Source organism: Lipingzhangella halophila (assembly GCF_014203805.1).
In the GTDB taxonomy this organism is placed as follows: Bacteria; Actinomycetota; Actinomycetes; order Streptosporangiales; family Streptosporangiaceae; genus Lipingzhangella; species Lipingzhangella halophila.
Window position 1 is genome coordinate 5,321,108 of sequence record NZ_JACHJT010000001.1, and the last position, 15,118, is coordinate 5,336,225.

At 69.9% G+C, this 15,118-nt stretch carries 17 protein-coding genes; 10 read left to right on the forward strand and 7 right to left on the reverse strand.

From position 1 onward, the window contains the following. Positions 1–15 precede the first annotated feature (15 nt). Positions 16–297 carry a hypothetical protein gene (locus F4561_RS24095; RefSeq protein WP_184581897.1) on the reverse strand — a complete coding sequence of 94 codons (282 nt, stop codon included), beginning with the start codon at positions 295–297 and terminating at the stop codon, positions 16–18. Positions 298–546: 249 nt separating this feature from the next. Here F4561_RS24095 and F4561_RS24100 point away from each other — a divergent pair, with 249 nt between their 5' ends. The 5 genes from F4561_RS24100 to F4561_RS24120 all read left to right on the forward strand — a co-directional run bounded on the left by F4561_RS24100 (position 547) and on the right by F4561_RS24120 (position 4,450). Beyond that, positions 547–783 carry a GntR family transcriptional regulator gene (locus tag F4561_RS24100; protein ID WP_184581899.1) on the forward strand — a complete coding sequence of 79 codons (237 nt, stop codon included), beginning with the start codon at positions 547–549 and terminating at the stop codon, positions 781–783. Positions 784–1,001: 218 nt separating this feature from the next. Continuing rightward, positions 1,002–1,406 carry a hypothetical protein gene (locus tag F4561_RS24105; RefSeq protein ID WP_184581901.1) on the forward strand — a complete coding sequence of 135 codons (405 nt, stop codon included), beginning with the start codon at positions 1,002–1,004 and terminating at the stop codon, positions 1,404–1,406. Positions 1,407–1,759: 353 nt separating this feature from the next. Further along, entirely contained in the window at positions 1,760–2,059 is a 300-nt protein-coding gene (locus F4561_RS24110) for a hypothetical protein (protein ID WP_184581903.1), read from the forward strand. Between the two features lie 157 nt (positions 2,060–2,216). Beyond that, positions 2,217–2,681: a hypothetical protein gene (locus F4561_RS24115; RefSeq protein ID WP_184581905.1), complete on the forward strand. Its 465-nt coding sequence runs from the start codon at positions 2,217–2,219 to the stop codon at positions 2,679–2,681. A 113-nt stretch (positions 2,682–2,794) separates the two neighbouring features. Further along, positions 2,795–4,450: a DNA repair helicase XPB gene (locus F4561_RS24120; RefSeq protein ID WP_184581907.1), complete on the forward strand. Its 1,656-nt coding sequence runs from the start codon at positions 2,795–2,797 to the stop codon at positions 4,448–4,450. A gap of 9 nt (positions 4,451–4,459) precedes the next feature. On the opposite strand, the gene F4561_RS24125 is transcribed toward F4561_RS24120, so the two are convergent. Beyond that, positions 4,460–4,867 (reverse strand): TIGR03667 family PPOX class F420-dependent oxidoreductase, encoded by a 408-nt coding sequence (locus F4561_RS24125; protein WP_184581909.1) that lies wholly within the window; start codon positions 4,865–4,867, stop codon positions 4,460–4,462. A gap of 76 nt (positions 4,868–4,943) precedes the next feature. Further along, positions 4,944–5,180: a hypothetical protein gene (locus F4561_RS24130; protein ID WP_184581911.1), complete on the reverse strand. Its 237-nt coding sequence runs from the start codon at positions 5,178–5,180 to the stop codon at positions 4,944–4,946. 286 nt (positions 5,181–5,466) lie between these two features. On the opposite strand from F4561_RS24130, the gene F4561_RS24135 reads away from it, so the two are divergent. Both F4561_RS24135 and F4561_RS24140 read left to right on the forward strand, forming a co-directional pair. After that, positions 5,467–6,441, forward strand: coding sequence for a R2-like ligand-binding oxidase (locus tag F4561_RS24135; protein ID WP_184581913.1), 975 nt, complete (start codon positions 5,467–5,469; stop codon positions 6,439–6,441). A gap of 627 nt (positions 6,442–7,068) precedes the next feature. Continuing rightward, positions 7,069–8,091 (forward strand): serine hydrolase domain-containing protein, encoded by a 1,023-nt coding sequence (locus tag F4561_RS24140; RefSeq protein WP_184581915.1) that lies wholly within the window; start codon positions 7,069–7,071, stop codon positions 8,089–8,091. Here the strand turns inward: F4561_RS24140 and otsB are convergent. The 3 genes from otsB to F4561_RS24155 form a co-directional block, all read right to left on the reverse strand. Next, positions 8,088–8,912 carry a trehalose-phosphatase gene (gene otsB / locus F4561_RS24145; protein ID WP_184581924.1) on the reverse strand — a complete coding sequence of 275 codons (825 nt, stop codon included), beginning with the start codon at positions 8,910–8,912 and terminating at the stop codon, positions 8,088–8,090. The two genes, F4561_RS24140 and otsB, sit on opposite strands and share 4 nt — an antisense overlap. Then, positions 8,909–9,868 (reverse strand): transposase, encoded by a 960-nt coding sequence (locus F4561_RS24150; protein ID WP_184581926.1) that lies wholly within the window; start codon positions 9,866–9,868, stop codon positions 8,909–8,911. The genes otsB and F4561_RS24150 overlap by 4 nt, the downstream gene beginning before the upstream one ends. Before the next feature lie 281 nt (positions 9,869–10,149). After that, positions 10,150–10,473, reverse strand: a complete 324-nt coding sequence (locus F4561_RS24155; RefSeq protein WP_184581928.1) for a DUF3263 domain-containing protein — start codon at positions 10,471–10,473, stop codon at positions 10,150–10,152. 73 nt (positions 10,474–10,546) lie between these two features. On the opposite strand from F4561_RS24155, the gene F4561_RS24160 reads away from it, so the two are divergent. The 3 genes from F4561_RS24160 (at position 10,547) to F4561_RS24170 (ending at position 13,458) form a co-directional block, all read left to right on the forward strand. Continuing rightward, the gene (locus F4561_RS24160) at positions 10,547–11,407 is read left to right on the forward strand and encodes an SAM hydrolase/SAM-dependent halogenase family protein (protein ID WP_184581930.1); all 861 of its coding nucleotides are present in this window, start codon (positions 10,547–10,549) and stop codon (positions 11,405–11,407) included. A 107-nt stretch (positions 11,408–11,514) separates the two neighbouring features. Further along, positions 11,515–12,723: a S8 family serine peptidase gene (locus tag F4561_RS24165; RefSeq protein WP_184581932.1), complete on the forward strand. Its 1,209-nt coding sequence runs from the start codon at positions 11,515–11,517 to the stop codon at positions 12,721–12,723. Positions 12,724–12,879: 156 nt separating this feature from the next. Then, on the forward strand, positions 12,880–13,458 hold the full coding sequence (locus F4561_RS24170; RefSeq protein WP_184581934.1) for a GrpB family protein: 579 nt from the start codon (positions 12,880–12,882) through the stop codon (positions 13,456–13,458). Positions 13,459–13,475: 17 nt separating this feature from the next. Here the strand turns inward: F4561_RS24170 and F4561_RS24175 are convergent, their stop codons facing one another. Beyond that, positions 13,476–14,915 carry an alpha,alpha-trehalose-phosphate synthase (UDP-forming) gene (locus F4561_RS24175; RefSeq protein WP_184581936.1) on the reverse strand — a complete coding sequence of 480 codons (1,440 nt, stop codon included), beginning with the start codon at positions 14,913–14,915 and terminating at the stop codon, positions 13,476–13,478. Positions 14,916–15,118 lie beyond the last annotated feature (203 nt).

The following is a 15,118-nucleotide window of genomic DNA, read 5'->3' on the forward strand; positions in this document are numbered from 1 at the left end:
ACAGCCGCGCCCTGTTCAGGTCTGGAATCCGCTGAGAGACCAGGTTCGCCGCCAAGGCGTGCCTTTGGCCACCCGCGACCGCGTTCCGCAGTGCGCCACGTAGATGTGCCGCCCGTCGACGTCGCTGGAGACCAGGCGCGCATTTACCCCACACGCGCCCGCCCACAGGTACAGCTCAACGAGGCTGTCGAGCATGCGCACCTCATGTGGCGGATCATCGTCCGGACGGTCAGAGTTGGCGGCCATCCACGCGGCGGGCCTCTTGTAGCGGTCGGAAGGACCGAAAGGAACGGTCACCGCGCCCACATCCCCTTGAAGATGTAGGGGCGAACCCGTCCGGTGCGGGTACGGCGCCGACGCGCGCGATGGATATGGCCGGTCATGCCATCAGCTCCTGCTTAGCTGGTGGCCACGCCCCGCGCCTGTTACCGCAGGCGCCGGGGTCTTTCTGCGCAGGAGAGTACTCGGTTTTTGTTTACCTGTCTATGCCTAGCTATAGATATCTCTTTCTATGCACGCATCGGGATGGATGTCTAGCTTTCACGTGTGGAGTACGACCCGACCCAGCCGAAGTGGCAGCAAATCGCCGACGTCCTGCGTGAACGGATCAACTCGGGCGAGTACCCGCCGCAACACCTCATCTCGGAGGTGCAGCTCGAATCGGAGTTCGAGGTAGCCCGGGTGACCGTACGCAAAGCGGTGCGGGCACTCCGGGAGGAAGGGCGTGTAGTGACCACGCCGGGGATGGGCTCCTTCGTCGCCGAGTCGGACGCGGGTGAGTAGCGACCGGCGTCGAACCCGACCGTACGGACATGTTCAGCGTCGAGAATGACCTCATGGTCATTCTCGACGTGTCTCGCTGTCGGGCGCGCGAGAAAGCCGGTGTAACCGGCGCCGCTACGCGGTAGACATGAGTCGGCGACGCCCCCTCCGGTCCGGTCCCGACGCGACCCCCGGAGGACCCCGTTCACGGATTCGCGGAGAGGAACGGCACAGAGCCCATGAGCGACCCACCGCTGCCCCCCGGAGCGTCCACCCCCCGGGAGGACCGCCCCCACCGGCCGCGCCCGGCAGAGCGGGAGCGCGATGGCCAGGATTCCCGGGACCGGGACCGCGAACGCGGGCCCACCGGCGCCAGCAGCTCCACCATGGCCCTGGTGCTGCACGGGATGACGTTCCTGTGCTGTGCCAACTGGCTCTTCGGCGTCATCGGGATCGTCTTCGCCGTGCGCGCGGCGCATAAGCGCGATCGCGGGCTCTACGCCCAGGCCGAGACACTCACCCGGTACTCGTGGTACTGCCTGGGCGCCGCTGCGGTGATGTTCGTGGTGATGGCCATCCTGACCCTCTGGCTTCTCACCCAGGCGGGCTCCATGGTCCAGGACTACGCCCCGGTTCCCTACTAGCTCGCTGGTGAGTCGCGGGCCCACGCACGGTGCTGCGGCATAATGGGTAGCGGGGTGGTCCGGTGGTCCTGACGGCCACACTGGCCCGGGAGCACCTCGACCGGTCAGGGGCACGCGAGGGAAGGACAGCACCCATGAGCCAGCAGTGGCGCGAGCCCGGGGCTGACGTTCCCACCCCAGCGCCCGTGGAACCCCAGGCCACCGGGCCCCACGGAGACGCTCGGACCGGTGGGCCGCGGCCGCGTTTCGCACCTCCGGCGGACGACCCTTTCAAGCCGGCCGGATCCGGCCAGAACGCGCCTCTGGCAGGCGCCGGCTCCAATCCTGACGCACCGGCACCCAGGCCCACCGGTATGCTCAAGGGGCCGCCGTCGGGCCCGCCGGCCCGTGTGGGGAGCGCCGTCGCGGCGCTGATCGCCGCTGTGCTGACGCTGCTGGTTCCGGTGGTCTTCTGGCTCCTGAGCTTCTACCTTCTCGCGCTACTGGTGAACATTCCCGCGATCGCCTTCGCGGCCGTCGCGCTGAGCAAGACCGACGACCCGCCCGAGGTCGAGCGCTTCATGCGCTACTCGTGGGCTGCCACGATCATCTACATCGGCCTGGTCCTCGTGCTCATCCTGGTGCTCGTGCTGGTCGCCATAAGCCTCACCTAGCCGTGCCTCCACTGGCTCCGGGCCTGCGGGACAAGCGCCCGCGCCGGGTTGTAGGGAACAGGGGCCCGCATATCGTGGACCGGACGCAACCAGCAGCCCCTCGGCGGTGTCCTACTAGCCAGACGCGCGCCCTACCAGGTTTCAGGAGGCAGGCCTCATGAGCCAGCAGTGGCCGGATCCGCGGGGGTTCTGGCAGGACCAGCCCGGGGCCCATGAGTGGCAACAGGGCGGCCACCACGGAGGGGGCGGCTACCAGATCCCACCCGGCGACTACCAGGTCCCGCCCGGCGACTACCAGAGCGGCGCCTGGCAGTCGCAGTGGCAGACACACGGCGCGTACGGGTACGCCTACCCGCGGCCGGGCTACGCCGATCCCGGTCCGATGACCGGGAGCGTGGTAGCGGCGCTGGTCGTCGCGGCCATTACCATGTTCCTGTGCGGTGGGACCAACATTGTCGGCCTGCTCCTGGCGTGCATCGCCCTCGGTAAGAGGGACGACAACCCGGTCGAGGCCGCCAAGCTGACGCGCTACGCGTGGATCAGCAACTGGATCCACATCGGCATCCTCGCGCTCATCGTCGTCTTCTTCATCGTGATGATCGTGCTTGCCGTGAGCGCGTGAGCGCCCCTCGCTCATGGCGGGCCCCATAGTGTGACGTCCCGCTCGGCCGCGCCGGTTTCCGCCGGTGACGCCAGCCAACCCCACCGCCCGCGTACCGCGGTGGAAGGAGAACCGTGCCCGACGGACCGCTCATCGTCCAATCCGACAAGACCCTGCTTCTCGAAGTCGACCACGAGCTGGCGACCGAGTGCCGCCGGGCGATCGCTCCGTTCGCGGAACTGGAGCGCGCGCCCGAGCACGTGCACACCTACCGCATCACGCCGTTGGCGCTGTGGAACGCCCGCGCCGCCGGGCACGACGCCGAGCAGGTCGTGGACGCGCTGATCGGCTACTCCCGGTTCCCGGTCCCCCACGCGCTGCTGGTCGACATCGCCGAGACGATGGACCGCTACGGCCGCCTCCGGCTTGTCGCGCACCCCACCCACGGGCTGGTGCTGCACGCCCTGGACCGGAGCGTGCTGGAGGAGATCCTCCGGTCCAAGAAGGTCGCCCCGATGCTGGCCGAACGCGTCGGGGACGACGGCGACACGGTGGCGGTGCATCCCAGCGAGCGCGGGAACCTCAAGCAGGCCCTCCTCAAGCTCGGCTGGCCCGCCGAGGACCTGGCGGGACACGTCGACGGCGAGGCGCACCCCATCGACCTCGACGGCGACTGGGAGCTGCGCGAGTACCAGCACGAGGCGGCCGAAGGGTTCTACGCGGGCGGCTCCGGCGTCGTGGTGCTGCCCTGCGGCGCCGGCAAAACACTAGTCGGCGCCGCCGCCATGGCGCTGGCCAGGGCGACCACGCTGATCCTGGTCAGCAACACCGTCTCGGTGCACCAGTGGCGCGACGAGCTACTGCGCCGCACGACGCTCACCGAGGACGAGATCGGGGAGTACTCCGGCACGCGCAAGGACATCCGACCGGTCACCATCGCGACGTACCAGGTGATGTCGTCTCGCCGGAAGGGCGTCCACGACCATCTGGAGCTGTTCGACGCGCGCGACTGGGGCCTGATCATCTACGACGAGGTGCACCTGCTGCCCGCGCCGGTCTTCCGCATGACGGCCGGGCTGCAGGCGCGCCGCCGCCTGGGCCTCACGGCGACGCTGGTCCGCGAGGACGGCCGCGAAGGCGACGTGTTCTCGCTGATCGGCCCGAAACGCTACGACGCGCCGTGGAAGCAGATGGAGAGCCAGGGGTGGATCGCCCCGGCCGACTGCGTCGAGGTCCGGGTGAACCTCACCGACTCCGAGCGCATGGCCTACGCCACCGCGGAGCCAGAGGACCGGTACCGCTTCTGCGCCTCCACCGGAGCCAAGACGAACGTGGTCCGGGAGCTCGCGCAACGGCACGACGGGGAGCAGGTCCTGGTCATCGGCTCCTACATCGACCAGTTGGACGAGCTCGGCGCGCAGCTGGGCGCGCCGGTCCTCAAGGGTGAGACCCGGGTCAAGGAGCGCGAGCGCCTGTACCAGGCGTTCCGGTCCGGTGAGTTGCGCACCCTTGTCGTCTCCCGGGTCGCGAACTTCTCCGTCGACCTGCCCGAGGCGGGGGTCGCGATCCAGGTGTCGGGCTCGTTCGGCTCGCGCCAGGAGGAGGCCCAACGGCTGGGCCGGCTGCTGCGCCCCAAGTCCGACTCCCGCGCCGCACGCTTCTACGCGGTGGTCGCCCGGGACACTCTCGACCAGGAGTACGCCGCGCACCGGCAACGCTTCCTGGCCGAGCAGGGCTACGCCTACCGGATCGCCGACGCCGGCGACGTCCTGGCCGGTGAGGAGATCTAGCAGACCCCGCTAGGACGGACCCCACAGGCGGTGCACCCCGATGCGCAGGGCGATGGTCATGGTGGCGTCGAGCTCGGCCACCGTGTAGTTGATCTCCGGCAGGCTGTCGCGGTACTTGTCGAGGTAGCCGGGGAACCGCGACGGCGGCATCGGCTCGGCGACCCGCTCGGCGCGGCCGATCAGCACGTAGATCTCGCCGCTTTGGTTGTCGTCGAAGTGCAGCGTCACCTTGGGGTTGGCGTCAATGTGCGCCACCTTGGCCGCGCCGGGGTAGGTGTAGATGACGAACTCGTCGCCGTCCCACACGAACCACACGGGCCTGGGCATCGGCTGGCCCGAAGGCGACACCGTGGTCAGCCAGATAACCGGCTCCTTGCCGGCCCTCTCGCGAAGCGCCGGGGTGAGTTCGACCACCATTCCGCGATGATGCCGTACTCGTGCCGGCAATGTCCACGGGCCATGCCAGGGTCGCCCATGCCGCGCGCCCGCCGGCTCACACCGACGGCAGCCCTCCGAGTACGTAGGTGAACCCGGCGATCCCCCACGCGACGAGGGAGTAGCCCAGGGTCTGGGCGCGCAGGATGGTGTTCGCCCGGATAGCCGGGGTGACGAACGCGGCAACCAGCAGGATCAGGGCGAGCATCGCCGGGATGGTGGAGGCGAGCGCGAAGAGGTTCATCTGGGCGACGCACTCGGGGTAGCCGGGACTTCCCGCATCGCCACAGAACACTGTCTCTCCTCTCGGGAGCGCGAGAACGCCAACGACCTGGGACGGCAACGCCGTTCGCCCGGAACCGTACGGGCCCCGCCGGTCACCGGCGCGCGGCTCCGCCGTATCGGCGTCCCAGGCCCGGCCCGGCCGGCGCCGGCACACCCCGACCGTACCGCCTCGCAGCCGGTGCCCGACCGCCGCGCGAGGCCGCGGCCCGTACGGCAAAAAAGCCTCCCGCGCCCGCTTTACAGCCGAGTAACATAAGTCGAATCATGGGGGGCCAGCGGACGACACGGAGGTACCCATGGCCGAAAGCTCTCCCCCCACCGAGCAGTACCGTCAGGACTTCCACTCACTCCGGCCCGGCGGCCTGAACTGGGACTCCTTCCCCTTACGCCTCTTCAACAAGGGCAACGCCAAGTTCTGGGACCCCAGCGACATCGACCTGTCCCAGGACGCCGAGGACTGGAAAGGGCTCAGCGAGGAGGCCCAGCAACGCATCATGCGGCTGTGCGCCGAGTTCGTCGCTGGCGAGGAGGCCGTGACCGAGGACATCCAGCCCTTCATCCGCGCCATGGCCGCCGAGGGCCGCATCGGCGACGAAATGTATCTGACCCAGTTCGCCTTCGAGGAGGCCAAGCACGTCCAGGTCTTCCGGATGTGGCTGGACACCCTGGGAATCACTGAGGACCTGCACGCCCACGTGGACCGCAACCCCGGGTACCGGACCCTGTTCTACGAGGAGCTGCCCGCCTCCCTGAAAGCCCTCGACAGCGACCCCAGCCCGCGCAACCAGGTACGCGCCTCGGTGACCTACAACCACGTCATCGAGGGATCGCTCGCGCTCACCGGCTACTATGCGTGGAACCACATATGTACCGTGCGCGGCATATTCCCAGGCATGCGCGAGATCATCAAGCGAATCGGGGACGACGAGCGCCGCCATATGGCGTGGGGCACGTTCACCTGCCGCCGCCATGTGGCCGCCGACGACGCCAACTGGGAGGTCATCTCCGAGCGGCTGGAGGAGCTGCTACCGCACGTCCGCGCTACCGTGCAGGCCGGCGAGGAGCCCATGAGCAGCGACGAGCAGCAGTACCAGCTCCCGCCCGGTGTGCTCATGGAGTACGCGCAGGACCGCGCGCTGCGCCGGCTCGGCGCCATAGAGTCGGCGCGCGGCGCCCCGCTCTCCCGGATCGATGTGGACGCCTCGCCCGAGGAGCTGGAAGAGCGGTTCGGCGCCGAGGACCGGGAGTCGATGGCGAAAGTCCAACAGTGACGCGAGCCCGGCCCTAGATCAGTGCTGGCTGCGCATGGTTACGCGCCCGACGAGGGCGGGTGAGCCAGCCCCCGGTGATCGCTTCTGGTGCCCGACGGTGGCGCGTGCGACGGGGGCAGCGACGGTGGTGGATGGCCGGGCCCGGTGATAACCGGTGCGGGTGCCCGATGGTGAGGCGTCCGACGAAGCGGCGGCCGGTGGCGGGAAACTGCGGGAGTGTCCGTGGTGTCGTTCTCGGCGCCGGGTCGCATCGAGGGTGACTGTGGGGACATTCTCGGCGCTGAACATGTCCGCACAGTCGGTTTCGGTGCGGCGGCAACCGGACGTAGCGGACACGCGAGGGCGGGCAGCGGAAAGCCCGAGGCCCGCGCCGGGCGAAACCAGGAAGCACCCCCGACCCACCCGCCGTCCTCGCTGCTCTCGGTGAGCGCGCCACCACCGGGCACCCGCACCGAGTACTGGGGGCTGACCCACCCGCCGTCCTCGCTGCTCTCGTCGGGCGTCCCAGAACCTGTGCTTTCGGTCCCCGCCGGGACGGTTTTCCGCCATGCCCCGCAGGTCAGATGGGGTGACAATGGTGTATCCAGCGGGTATCCGCCGATGGGGAGACTCGACGGAGGAGGGCACGTGCGCGACGGGGAATGGCTCGCGGATACCGGTACGGAGATCCGCAGTGTGCTGAAGGTGATGGTTGACGCGGGCTGGCTCCCGGGGGGCACGGCCGTGGTCGGAACCGGCAGCATGTGGGAGTTCGTCGCCGTCGGCGGACTGGCCGAGGAGTGCGGCGGCGCACGGGCCGCGCCGGACGTGCACTATGACACCGCCAGTCTCACCAAGGTGCTGGCCACCTGGCCACTCGTGGGCAGGGCCGTGGCCGGCGGCGTCCTCGACCTGGACACCCACATGTCGGAGTACTTCCCGGGCGGGCCCTACCCCGGAGGGGAGGTCACCGTCCGCCAGGTCCTGACCCACACGTCGCGGCTGAACCCGGTCACCTGGCTGGAGTGCTACGCGGGCACCAACACCGACCTCGCCGAGACCATCCTCGCCGAACCGCTGGAGGAGGCCGGGTACCACTACATCGACCGCGGGTTCATCCTGCTCGGCCTGCTCCTGGAACGCCTATTCGGCACCCCCCTGGACCAACTGGCGGCCCAGATGTGGGCGGAGAGCGGAATGTCCGCGACCACCTACGGGCCATTGCCGCGCTCCGCTTCGGTCGCCCCCACCGAGCGCCGGATCCCGGGCACCGCGCCGACGTGGGGGGTAGTGCACGACGAGGCCGCGGCCCTGATGGGCGGGATCGCCGGGCACGCGGGCGTGTTCAGTACAGCGATCGACCTGGGGGTCTTCGCCCGGGAGCTGATCCGCGCGCACAACGACGACGGCCCGGCGTTCCTCGACACCGGCTACGTCCGGCAGAGCTGGACCCCCGAGATCGCCGTGGAGGTGGGGTGCTCCCGCGGCCTGGCCTGGCTGGTCACCGACGACGGCCTCGTCTACCACAACGGCTACACCGGCACCAGCCTCGTCCTGCACCCCGCCACCGGACGCTACGTGGGCCTGCTGACCAACGCCGTGCACTTCGGGCGGCGCAAGACCGGCCTCGACGACCTGCGCGCGACAGTGCTGGCGGCGTTCAGGAGCTAGCCGCGCGCGGTCAGGGCCGCGCGGAGCTCGGAAAGCAGGTCGGCGACACCGTCGGGGCCGTCAACGACCAGGTCGGCGCGTTCGGCCAGGGCCGCGACCTCGGTGGAGCCGCTGCATACGGTCAGCCCCGCGACCCCCTGGTCCCGGAGATCGCGCACGGCGTCGAACGCCGCGAGGTCGCCGAGGTCGTCCCCCGCGTAAAGCACGGCCGTGCCCCCGCGGTCAGCGACGAAGCGCCGTAGCGCGGTGCCCTTGTCCATACCCGGCGGACGCAGCTCGATGACCATGCGGCCGGGCTCGACGACAAGTCCCTGCCGCTCGGCCAGGGCCCGCAGCGGAGACCGCAGCAGTTCCAGCGCGGAGTCGGGGTCGGCGGTACGGCGCGTGTGGACCGCGAGGGCGTGCCCCTTGTCCTCGACCCAGGTGCCCTCGGGCGCCCCGGTCCGGTCGAGGAGGTCGGGAAGCTGCGCGCGAACCGCACGCACCCCCGCGGGTGGCTCCGGGGCCGTGTGCCGGCCGTTCTCCCAGCGGTCCAACCCGTAATGGCCGAGGACGACGATGCCGGCGACACCGTCGAGCCCGCCGTAGGACACCGCGACATCGGCCGGGCGCCCGGTGACGATGACCGTCGCCCCCACCAACCGGCCCAGTGCGGCCAGCTCGGGGATGACGCGCGGGTGCGCGCGGGCGTCGCGGGGGTCAGGCACGATCGGCGCCAGGGTCCCGTCGAAGTCGAACGCGAGCACCGCGCCTGACGGCGCGTTGAGGAGGCAGCGCAGTGCGGTCGCACCGTCATCGGTCCGGGGTTGGGGCAGGGTCATGGTTCACGCCGAAGGGCAGGGGTAACGACGGGATGGGAGCGCTTCCGCGGATGGTGCGGGCTGCCGTGGAACACTGCGGATCCTACGGCGGTCAGCTTCTCGGGGTGAAGCCCCGAGCTTACAGCTACGGCCCCACTGGCTGTGAGGTTACGCGCCGCGTCTTGCCACCACTGCGCTGGCGGTGGGATGCGGTGGTTGATGTCCTTCACGCGCCGGGATTCCCTGCGGGAACGTTTCTTGAGCAGGCGCTTGGCGGAGGTGGTTCGCTTCTTCTGGAGCTTCTTGCGCAAGGGCAGCTGCCGCTTGCGGTAGCGGTTGAGTTCACGTCCGGCGTGGCTGCTCCCATCGCTGGTGGTGGCGATGTTCTCGATGCCAAGGTCCACGCCGATGAACCCGTCCGGTTCGTACTGTTCGGCCTCGGGAACCTCGCAGGTGGCGTACAGAAACCACACGCCGTCGCGGCAGATCGGGTCGGCTTCGCCTTTGCGGTACCGCGCGAGGGTCGTGAGCTGTTCCGGGCCGCAGGCAAACGGTATGCCCTTCATCCGTCCGGACATGGTGGTGATCGCCACGGTCTGGGCGCCGATGTCCCATCCCATGTTGCGATGCTCATAGGCCCGCGCGGCGTCCGCACGGAACGCGATGGGCTTGGACTCGGCCCTGCTCCGGCGCTTGGCCCCCGGCCTGCCGAAATTCCCGGCCCGGATGTTCGCCGGGAGCGTGGTGTGGGCGTCCACGGTCTTCTTGATGAGCCGCTGGGCGGCAGCGGACTTGATCCCGCGTTCGCGCAGCTCGGCATAGACCAGCTTGCGCAGCGCGTACTCACGCATGGTTCCGGTCTCGAACGCCACCGTGGAAACGTAGTTCGCGCCGTCGTTGCAGCCGGTGAGTTCAGCACGCAGCGCCGATGCCACCTCGGGCGGCGGCTGGAGCTTCACCGGGACAACGACCTGCACGGCGGTGACCCTACCATTACCCTATGTCACTTTAATGGGGGTCAGGCCCCGATATACGCAGGGATTCCACGGTCATCTCCCCCTACACCCGCACATGGTCCGCACGCCGAAGTATCGGTCGGAGGGTCGTCGATGACGCCATGCTTACCCGCTACGAAGAGACCACGCGGAAAGCCTGCGAGGGCTTCGGTGCGAAGCGATGCGGCGGCGCTCCGCGTTGCCCCGTTAAGGATGCGAACCATCCCCAGGGCTGAAGCCACGGAGCTTCTCGCAAGAGTGCGCTAAAGATTGATCCCCAGCATACGGGCGGTGCGCCTGCGGCGGCGGTTCGCGCGTAGCCGGCGGAGCCGCTTCACGGTCATGGGGTCGAAGGCGAGCGCTTCAGGACGGTCAACGAGACCGTTGAGCAACTGGTAATAACGCGTTGGCGAGAAACCGAACTCTTCGCGTATTGCCTGCTCCTTGGAGCCCTCGAACTTCCACCATTGGCGTTCGAACGCGAGAATGCGCTGGTCACGGTCTGCTAGGTCGGTCTCGTCGGTGGTTGTCCCCGCATCGACCGAGAAATCGGATGGTTCGCGATCAGTTGGGCCGACATCTGACATTGGGCGCCTCCTCATCCGGATCGGCGCGACTTATGGTAGCGACTCATGACCTTCGCTGAGGAGATGATCCCTGTTGAGTGACCCCGCAGGTTACAGTTACCTGTCTTTTCTCACCGACTACGGGCGCGAGGACGGCTTCGTGGCCATCTGCCACGGTCAGATACTCGAACGGGCACCCGCTGTGCGCGTTATCGACATCACGCACGACGTACCGCCCGGGGATGTACGGCGCGGCGCGACCGTCCTCGCCGAGACCGCCCCCGAACTGCCACCGGGCGTGCACGTCACCGTCGTCGACCCCGGGGTGGGAACGGAGCGGCGCAGCATCGCCGTACGCGCGGGCGGGCATGTTCTCGTCGGTCCGGACAACGGTCTGCTGGTGTGGGCCGCCGAGGCGCTCGGCGGGATCGAAGCGTGCCACGAGATCGCCAACCCCGGCCTGTGGCGGCATCCGGTCTCGGCGACCTTCCACGGCAGGGACATCTACGCCCCGGTGGGCGCGTGGCTCGCCGCGGGCCTACCGCTGTCTGAGACGGGCCCCGAACTCCCGTCCTCGGAACTGGTCAGGCTGCCCGAGCCGCGGCACGAGGTTTCCGGCGGCCTCGCCAGGGGCGAGGTGCGCGCGATCGACCGTTTCGGCAACTGCCAACTCTCCCTGCTGCGCGACGACCTCGCCGGCGCCGACACTCCGCCCGGCTCATTGCGGGTGCACGCGCCCGGCGGCCGGTGGACGGTCCCGTTCGGCCACACCTTCGCCTCGGTCGGCGCGGGCGAGCCGGTGCTCCTGGTGGACTCGGCGGGCTATGTCGCGCTCTCCGAGAACGGCGGAGACGCCGCGCGCAGCTTCGGCCTCAGTGTCGGCGACGCCATCGACATCGAAGCCGCCACGGGTGGCGGCGACCCCAGCGAAGGCGCCGCAAAAGCGGACGCTTAGTCCCGGGGCCCGGCTGGGACGCACATCCATGGCACAATGATCGGCGCCCGCGCGGCTGGTCAGGCCGCGCCCAGGCCCCGCCGACAGCGATGGAGGAGACCACCGCCATGCGCACGAGCACAGCCAGCTTGCTCGCAGTTGGACTCTGCGGGGGGCTCGCGGTTCATCTCGTGGCGGCTCCCGCGGCCGCGGACGACGGCAAGGAGGACCTCCGTCAGGACCAACCCGGTCTGGAGGCGGTCGGTGCGCCCGACTCCTGGGAGCGGAACCGGGGCAGCGGGGCCACGGTCGCCGTGCTCGACACCGGGGTAGACGGCTCACACCCCGATCTCAAGGACCAGGTGACCAGCAGCGACGACGTGACCGGTCAGGACCTCGAACCGGGTGACGACGGCTACGGCGAGCACGGCACCGGCCTGGCCGGCATCATCGCCGCCAGCGGGCACGGGCGGGAGCACACGGGCGGCGTCATGGGCGTCGCCCCAGAGGCCGAGATCCTTTCGGTGCGGGTCGCGGCGGACGAGGACCTCGGCGCCGGGGACAGCATCGCCGATGACGCACTGCAACGCGGGATCGACCACGCGGTCGAAGAAGGGGCGGTCGTCATCACGCTGCCCGCGGACGCCGGCAGCGGGGATGGCGAACGCGAGGCGGTGGAGCGCGCTGTCCGGAGCGGCGTCCTGGTGGTCGCGCCGGGCGAGTCCGCCCTCGCCGGCCACGAGAACGTGCTCGGGGTCGGCGCGGTCGACGATGATCTCCGGCCCACGGGCGACAACGGCGACGGCGTCGCGCTGCGCGCGCCCGGCAACGATGTGCCCACCCTCGCCCCGGACAACGCGTACGCCCGCCTCAACGGTGGTGCGCCGGCGGCCGCGTTCGTCGCCGGGGCGGCCGCGCTGATCCGCGCCGAGAACCCGCAACTCCTCCCCGGCCAGGTGACCGACGCGCTGGTCAACAGCGCGCAGCCGGCCGCGGACAGCGGGGATACCGGTGTGCTGCACGTCCCGGACGCCACGGCCGCGGCAGCCGAGACCGCCGAGGACATCCCCCTCTACGACGAGAGCCTGGTCCAGGAGGACGACGAGCCACTGGTCCCGATGTGGGCCTGGTGGGCCGGCGGCGCCCTGCTGCTCGTCCTGCTTGTGCTGTTCGCGTTCCGGCTGGTCCGCGCGCGGCGCGACCCCTATGGGATCCGCTCCGCGGAGGCCGGCACCGAGAACACCGCCGCGGGCACCGCGCCGGAGAACACCGACACGGGCCGCGCCGGCAGGCGCAAGCGCGGCCGGCGGCGCTCGCGCCGGGCCGCGCGGGAGTGACTGGTCCGGACCGTCCGGCCCGGGGGCGCCCACCGTTTCCGCCTCCACTGTTTTCCACCGGAAGAATCCTCCAAGTGCGGACGAACCAGCCCAAAAGCGCGGCTGCCAGGCGCGGGACTTGACGGCCCCCGCCTTCGCCGAACAAGCTTTACGGCCATGACCTCCAAGGACGACCCCGCCCCCCTTCCCTCACGCACCGCGGGAAGCGCCGACATCACCCGCGGTGACCTCCTGCTCTCCGATGGCCGAGTGAAGCTTGCCGACTACGACCCCAAGTGGCCCTACCTGTTCCAGCGCGAGACCGAGCGCATCCGCGACGTCCTCGGCGCCAAGGCGCTGCTTGTCGAGCACGTCGGCTCCACGGCGATTCCCGGGATGGTGGCCAAACCGTGCGTGGACGTGGTTCTCGCCGTGGCCGACTCCGCCGACGAGGACGACTATCTACCCGCGTTGCAGAGGGCCGGCTACACGCTGACCGCCCGGGAACCCGAATGGTACGAGCATCGCCTGTTCGCGGGCCCGGATGTGAACGTGAGCCTGCACGTCTTCAGCGCCGGATGCGAAGAGATCGAGCGCATGGTGCGGTTCCGCGACAGGCTTCGCGCCAACAGCGAGGACCACGCCCACTATGTCCGGACCAAGCGCGAGCTCGCCGTGCGGCAGTGGTCCCGGGTGCAGGACTACGCGGACGCCAAGGCCGATGTCGTCCAGGAGATCATCGCGCGGGCGGGCTGAGGGCCACGCGGGCCTCGTTACTTCAGCGCGCGCAGCTGCTCGTTGAACCAGCGGTGCGGAGGCAGCGCCACCGCCGCCTCCACAAGGCGCTCGCAGCGGGCGCGCCGCTGCTCCTCGGGCATACTCAGCGCGCTGTGCAGCGCGTCCGCGGTCTCGCTGACGTCGAACGGGTTGACCAGCAACGCGTCACTCCCCAACTCGTCGGCGGCTCCCGCCTCGGAAGAGAGCACCAGGACGCACCCGTCGTGCGAGAGCACCGGCCCTTCCTTGGCGACCAGGTTCATCCCGTCGCGGATCGGGTTGACCAGCAGCGCGTCAGCCATCTGGTAGGCGGCCAGGGACCGCGGGAAGTCGTCGTTGACCTCCAGGATCAACGGTGTCCAGTCGGCCGTGCCGAACTCCTCGTTGATCTCCTTGGCGACGCGCTGCACGGACTCGGTGTACTCGCGGTACTCCGCCACGTCGCCCCGGCTCGGGTAGGCGAACGCCAGGTGGGTGACGCGCCCGCGCCACTCCGGCCGGGTCGCCAGCAGCTCGCGGTACGCCTCAAGGCCGCGCACGATGTTCTTGGACAGTTCGGTGCGGTCCACCCGGACGATGAGTTTGGTATCGCCCACACGCTCGCGCAGCGCCGCCCGGCGCTCGGCGACGTCGCCGGCAGCCGCGCGCTCGCGCAGCGCCGCGCCGTCGGCTCCCAGCGGGTGCACCCCCACCTCGATCACGCGCCCGCCGTACTCGATGCTCCGCTTGTCCCAGTTGACCTTGCTGCCGAGGAACGTCTCGCAGCACTGCAGGAAGGCGTCGGCCCACCGGGCGCTGAGGAACCCGAGGTGGTCGGCGCCGAGCATGCCTTCGAGCAGCTCGCGCCGGATCTCGGCGGGAAGCATCCGGAAGTACTCCGGCGGCGCCCAAGGGGTGTGCTGGAAGTGCGCGATGCGGAGGTCGGGACGCCGTCCGCGGGCCATGCGGGGCACCAGGGCCAGGTGGTAGTCCTGCACCGCGACACGCGCGTTGTCGCTGGCGCCGGTGAGAAGTGCCTCGCAGAAGGCCGAGTTGTAGGCGCGGTAGTCCTCCCACTGGGCGCGGAACGCGGCCCCGTACGCGGGCTTGTTGGGGGTGTCGTAGAGGAGGTGGTGGACGAACCACAGGGTGGAGTTGGCCACGGCCGTGTAGGCGTTGCTGAAGGTCGCGGACGGAATGTCGAGCATCCGCACCCGCATGCTCCCCAGGTCGAACCCGGCACGGTCGAGCCGGCCGTCGGGGTCCGCGGCCGCGGCCGTGCGGTCGGCGTCGGAGAGCGCCGCGCACACCCACAGGGTGTCGTTCTCCGCGGCCACCGAGCTCAGCCCGGAGACGAGTCCGCCGCCACCGCGCCGATGGCTGAGCGAGCCGTCATCGTTGATCGAGAAGGACACCGGTCCCCTGTTGGAAGCGACGAGGATCTGTGCCTTGTCCACCTGTTCGTCCACCTCTCGCGCTGTTGTCGCTGAACCACGGACCAACTCCAGGCAACTACCAAAATACGCCCCCGCCCCGGCGGCGCGGTGGGCAGCATCGGGTGGTGTAGGTCTCGCCCTTCTGGGCGGCGGACAAACCTCACAGGCCCCACAGCGCACCCGCTTCAGCGCGTACGCCGCACGCAGCGAGCCCGGAAAACACA

Excerpts from the sequence above, each read along its gene's own strand:
- F4561_RS24105 (WP_184581901.1), top strand. The coding sequence starts at position 1,002 with ATGAGCGACCCACCGCTGCCCCCCGGAGCGTCCACCCCCCGGGAGGAC.
- F4561_RS24110 (WP_184581903.1), top strand. The coding sequence starts at position 1,760 with ATGCTCAAGGGGCCGCCGTCGGGCCCGCCGGCCCGTGTGGGGAGCGCC.
- F4561_RS24115 (WP_184581905.1), top strand. The coding sequence starts at position 2,217 with ATGAGCCAGCAGTGGCCGGATCCGCGGGGGTTCTGGCAGGACCAGCCC.
- F4561_RS24125 (WP_184581909.1), bottom strand. The coding sequence starts at position 4,867 with ATGGTGGTCGAACTCACCCCGGCGCTTCGCGAGAGGGCCGGCAAGGAG.
- F4561_RS24135 (WP_184581913.1), top strand. The coding sequence starts at position 5,467 with ATGGCCGAAAGCTCTCCCCCCACCGAGCAGTACCGTCAGGACTTCCAC.
- otsB (WP_184581924.1), bottom strand. The coding sequence starts at position 8,912 with ATGACCCTGCCCCAACCCCGGACCGATGACGGTGCGACCGCACTGCGC.
- F4561_RS24155 (WP_184581928.1), bottom strand. The coding sequence starts at position 10,473 with ATGTCAGATGTCGGCCCAACTGATCGCGAACCATCCGATTTCTCGGTC.
- F4561_RS24165 (WP_184581932.1), top strand. The coding sequence starts at position 11,515 with ATGCGCACGAGCACAGCCAGCTTGCTCGCAGTTGGACTCTGCGGGGGG.
- F4561_RS24170 (WP_184581934.1), top strand. The coding sequence starts at position 12,880 with ATGACCTCCAAGGACGACCCCGCCCCCCTTCCCTCACGCACCGCGGGA.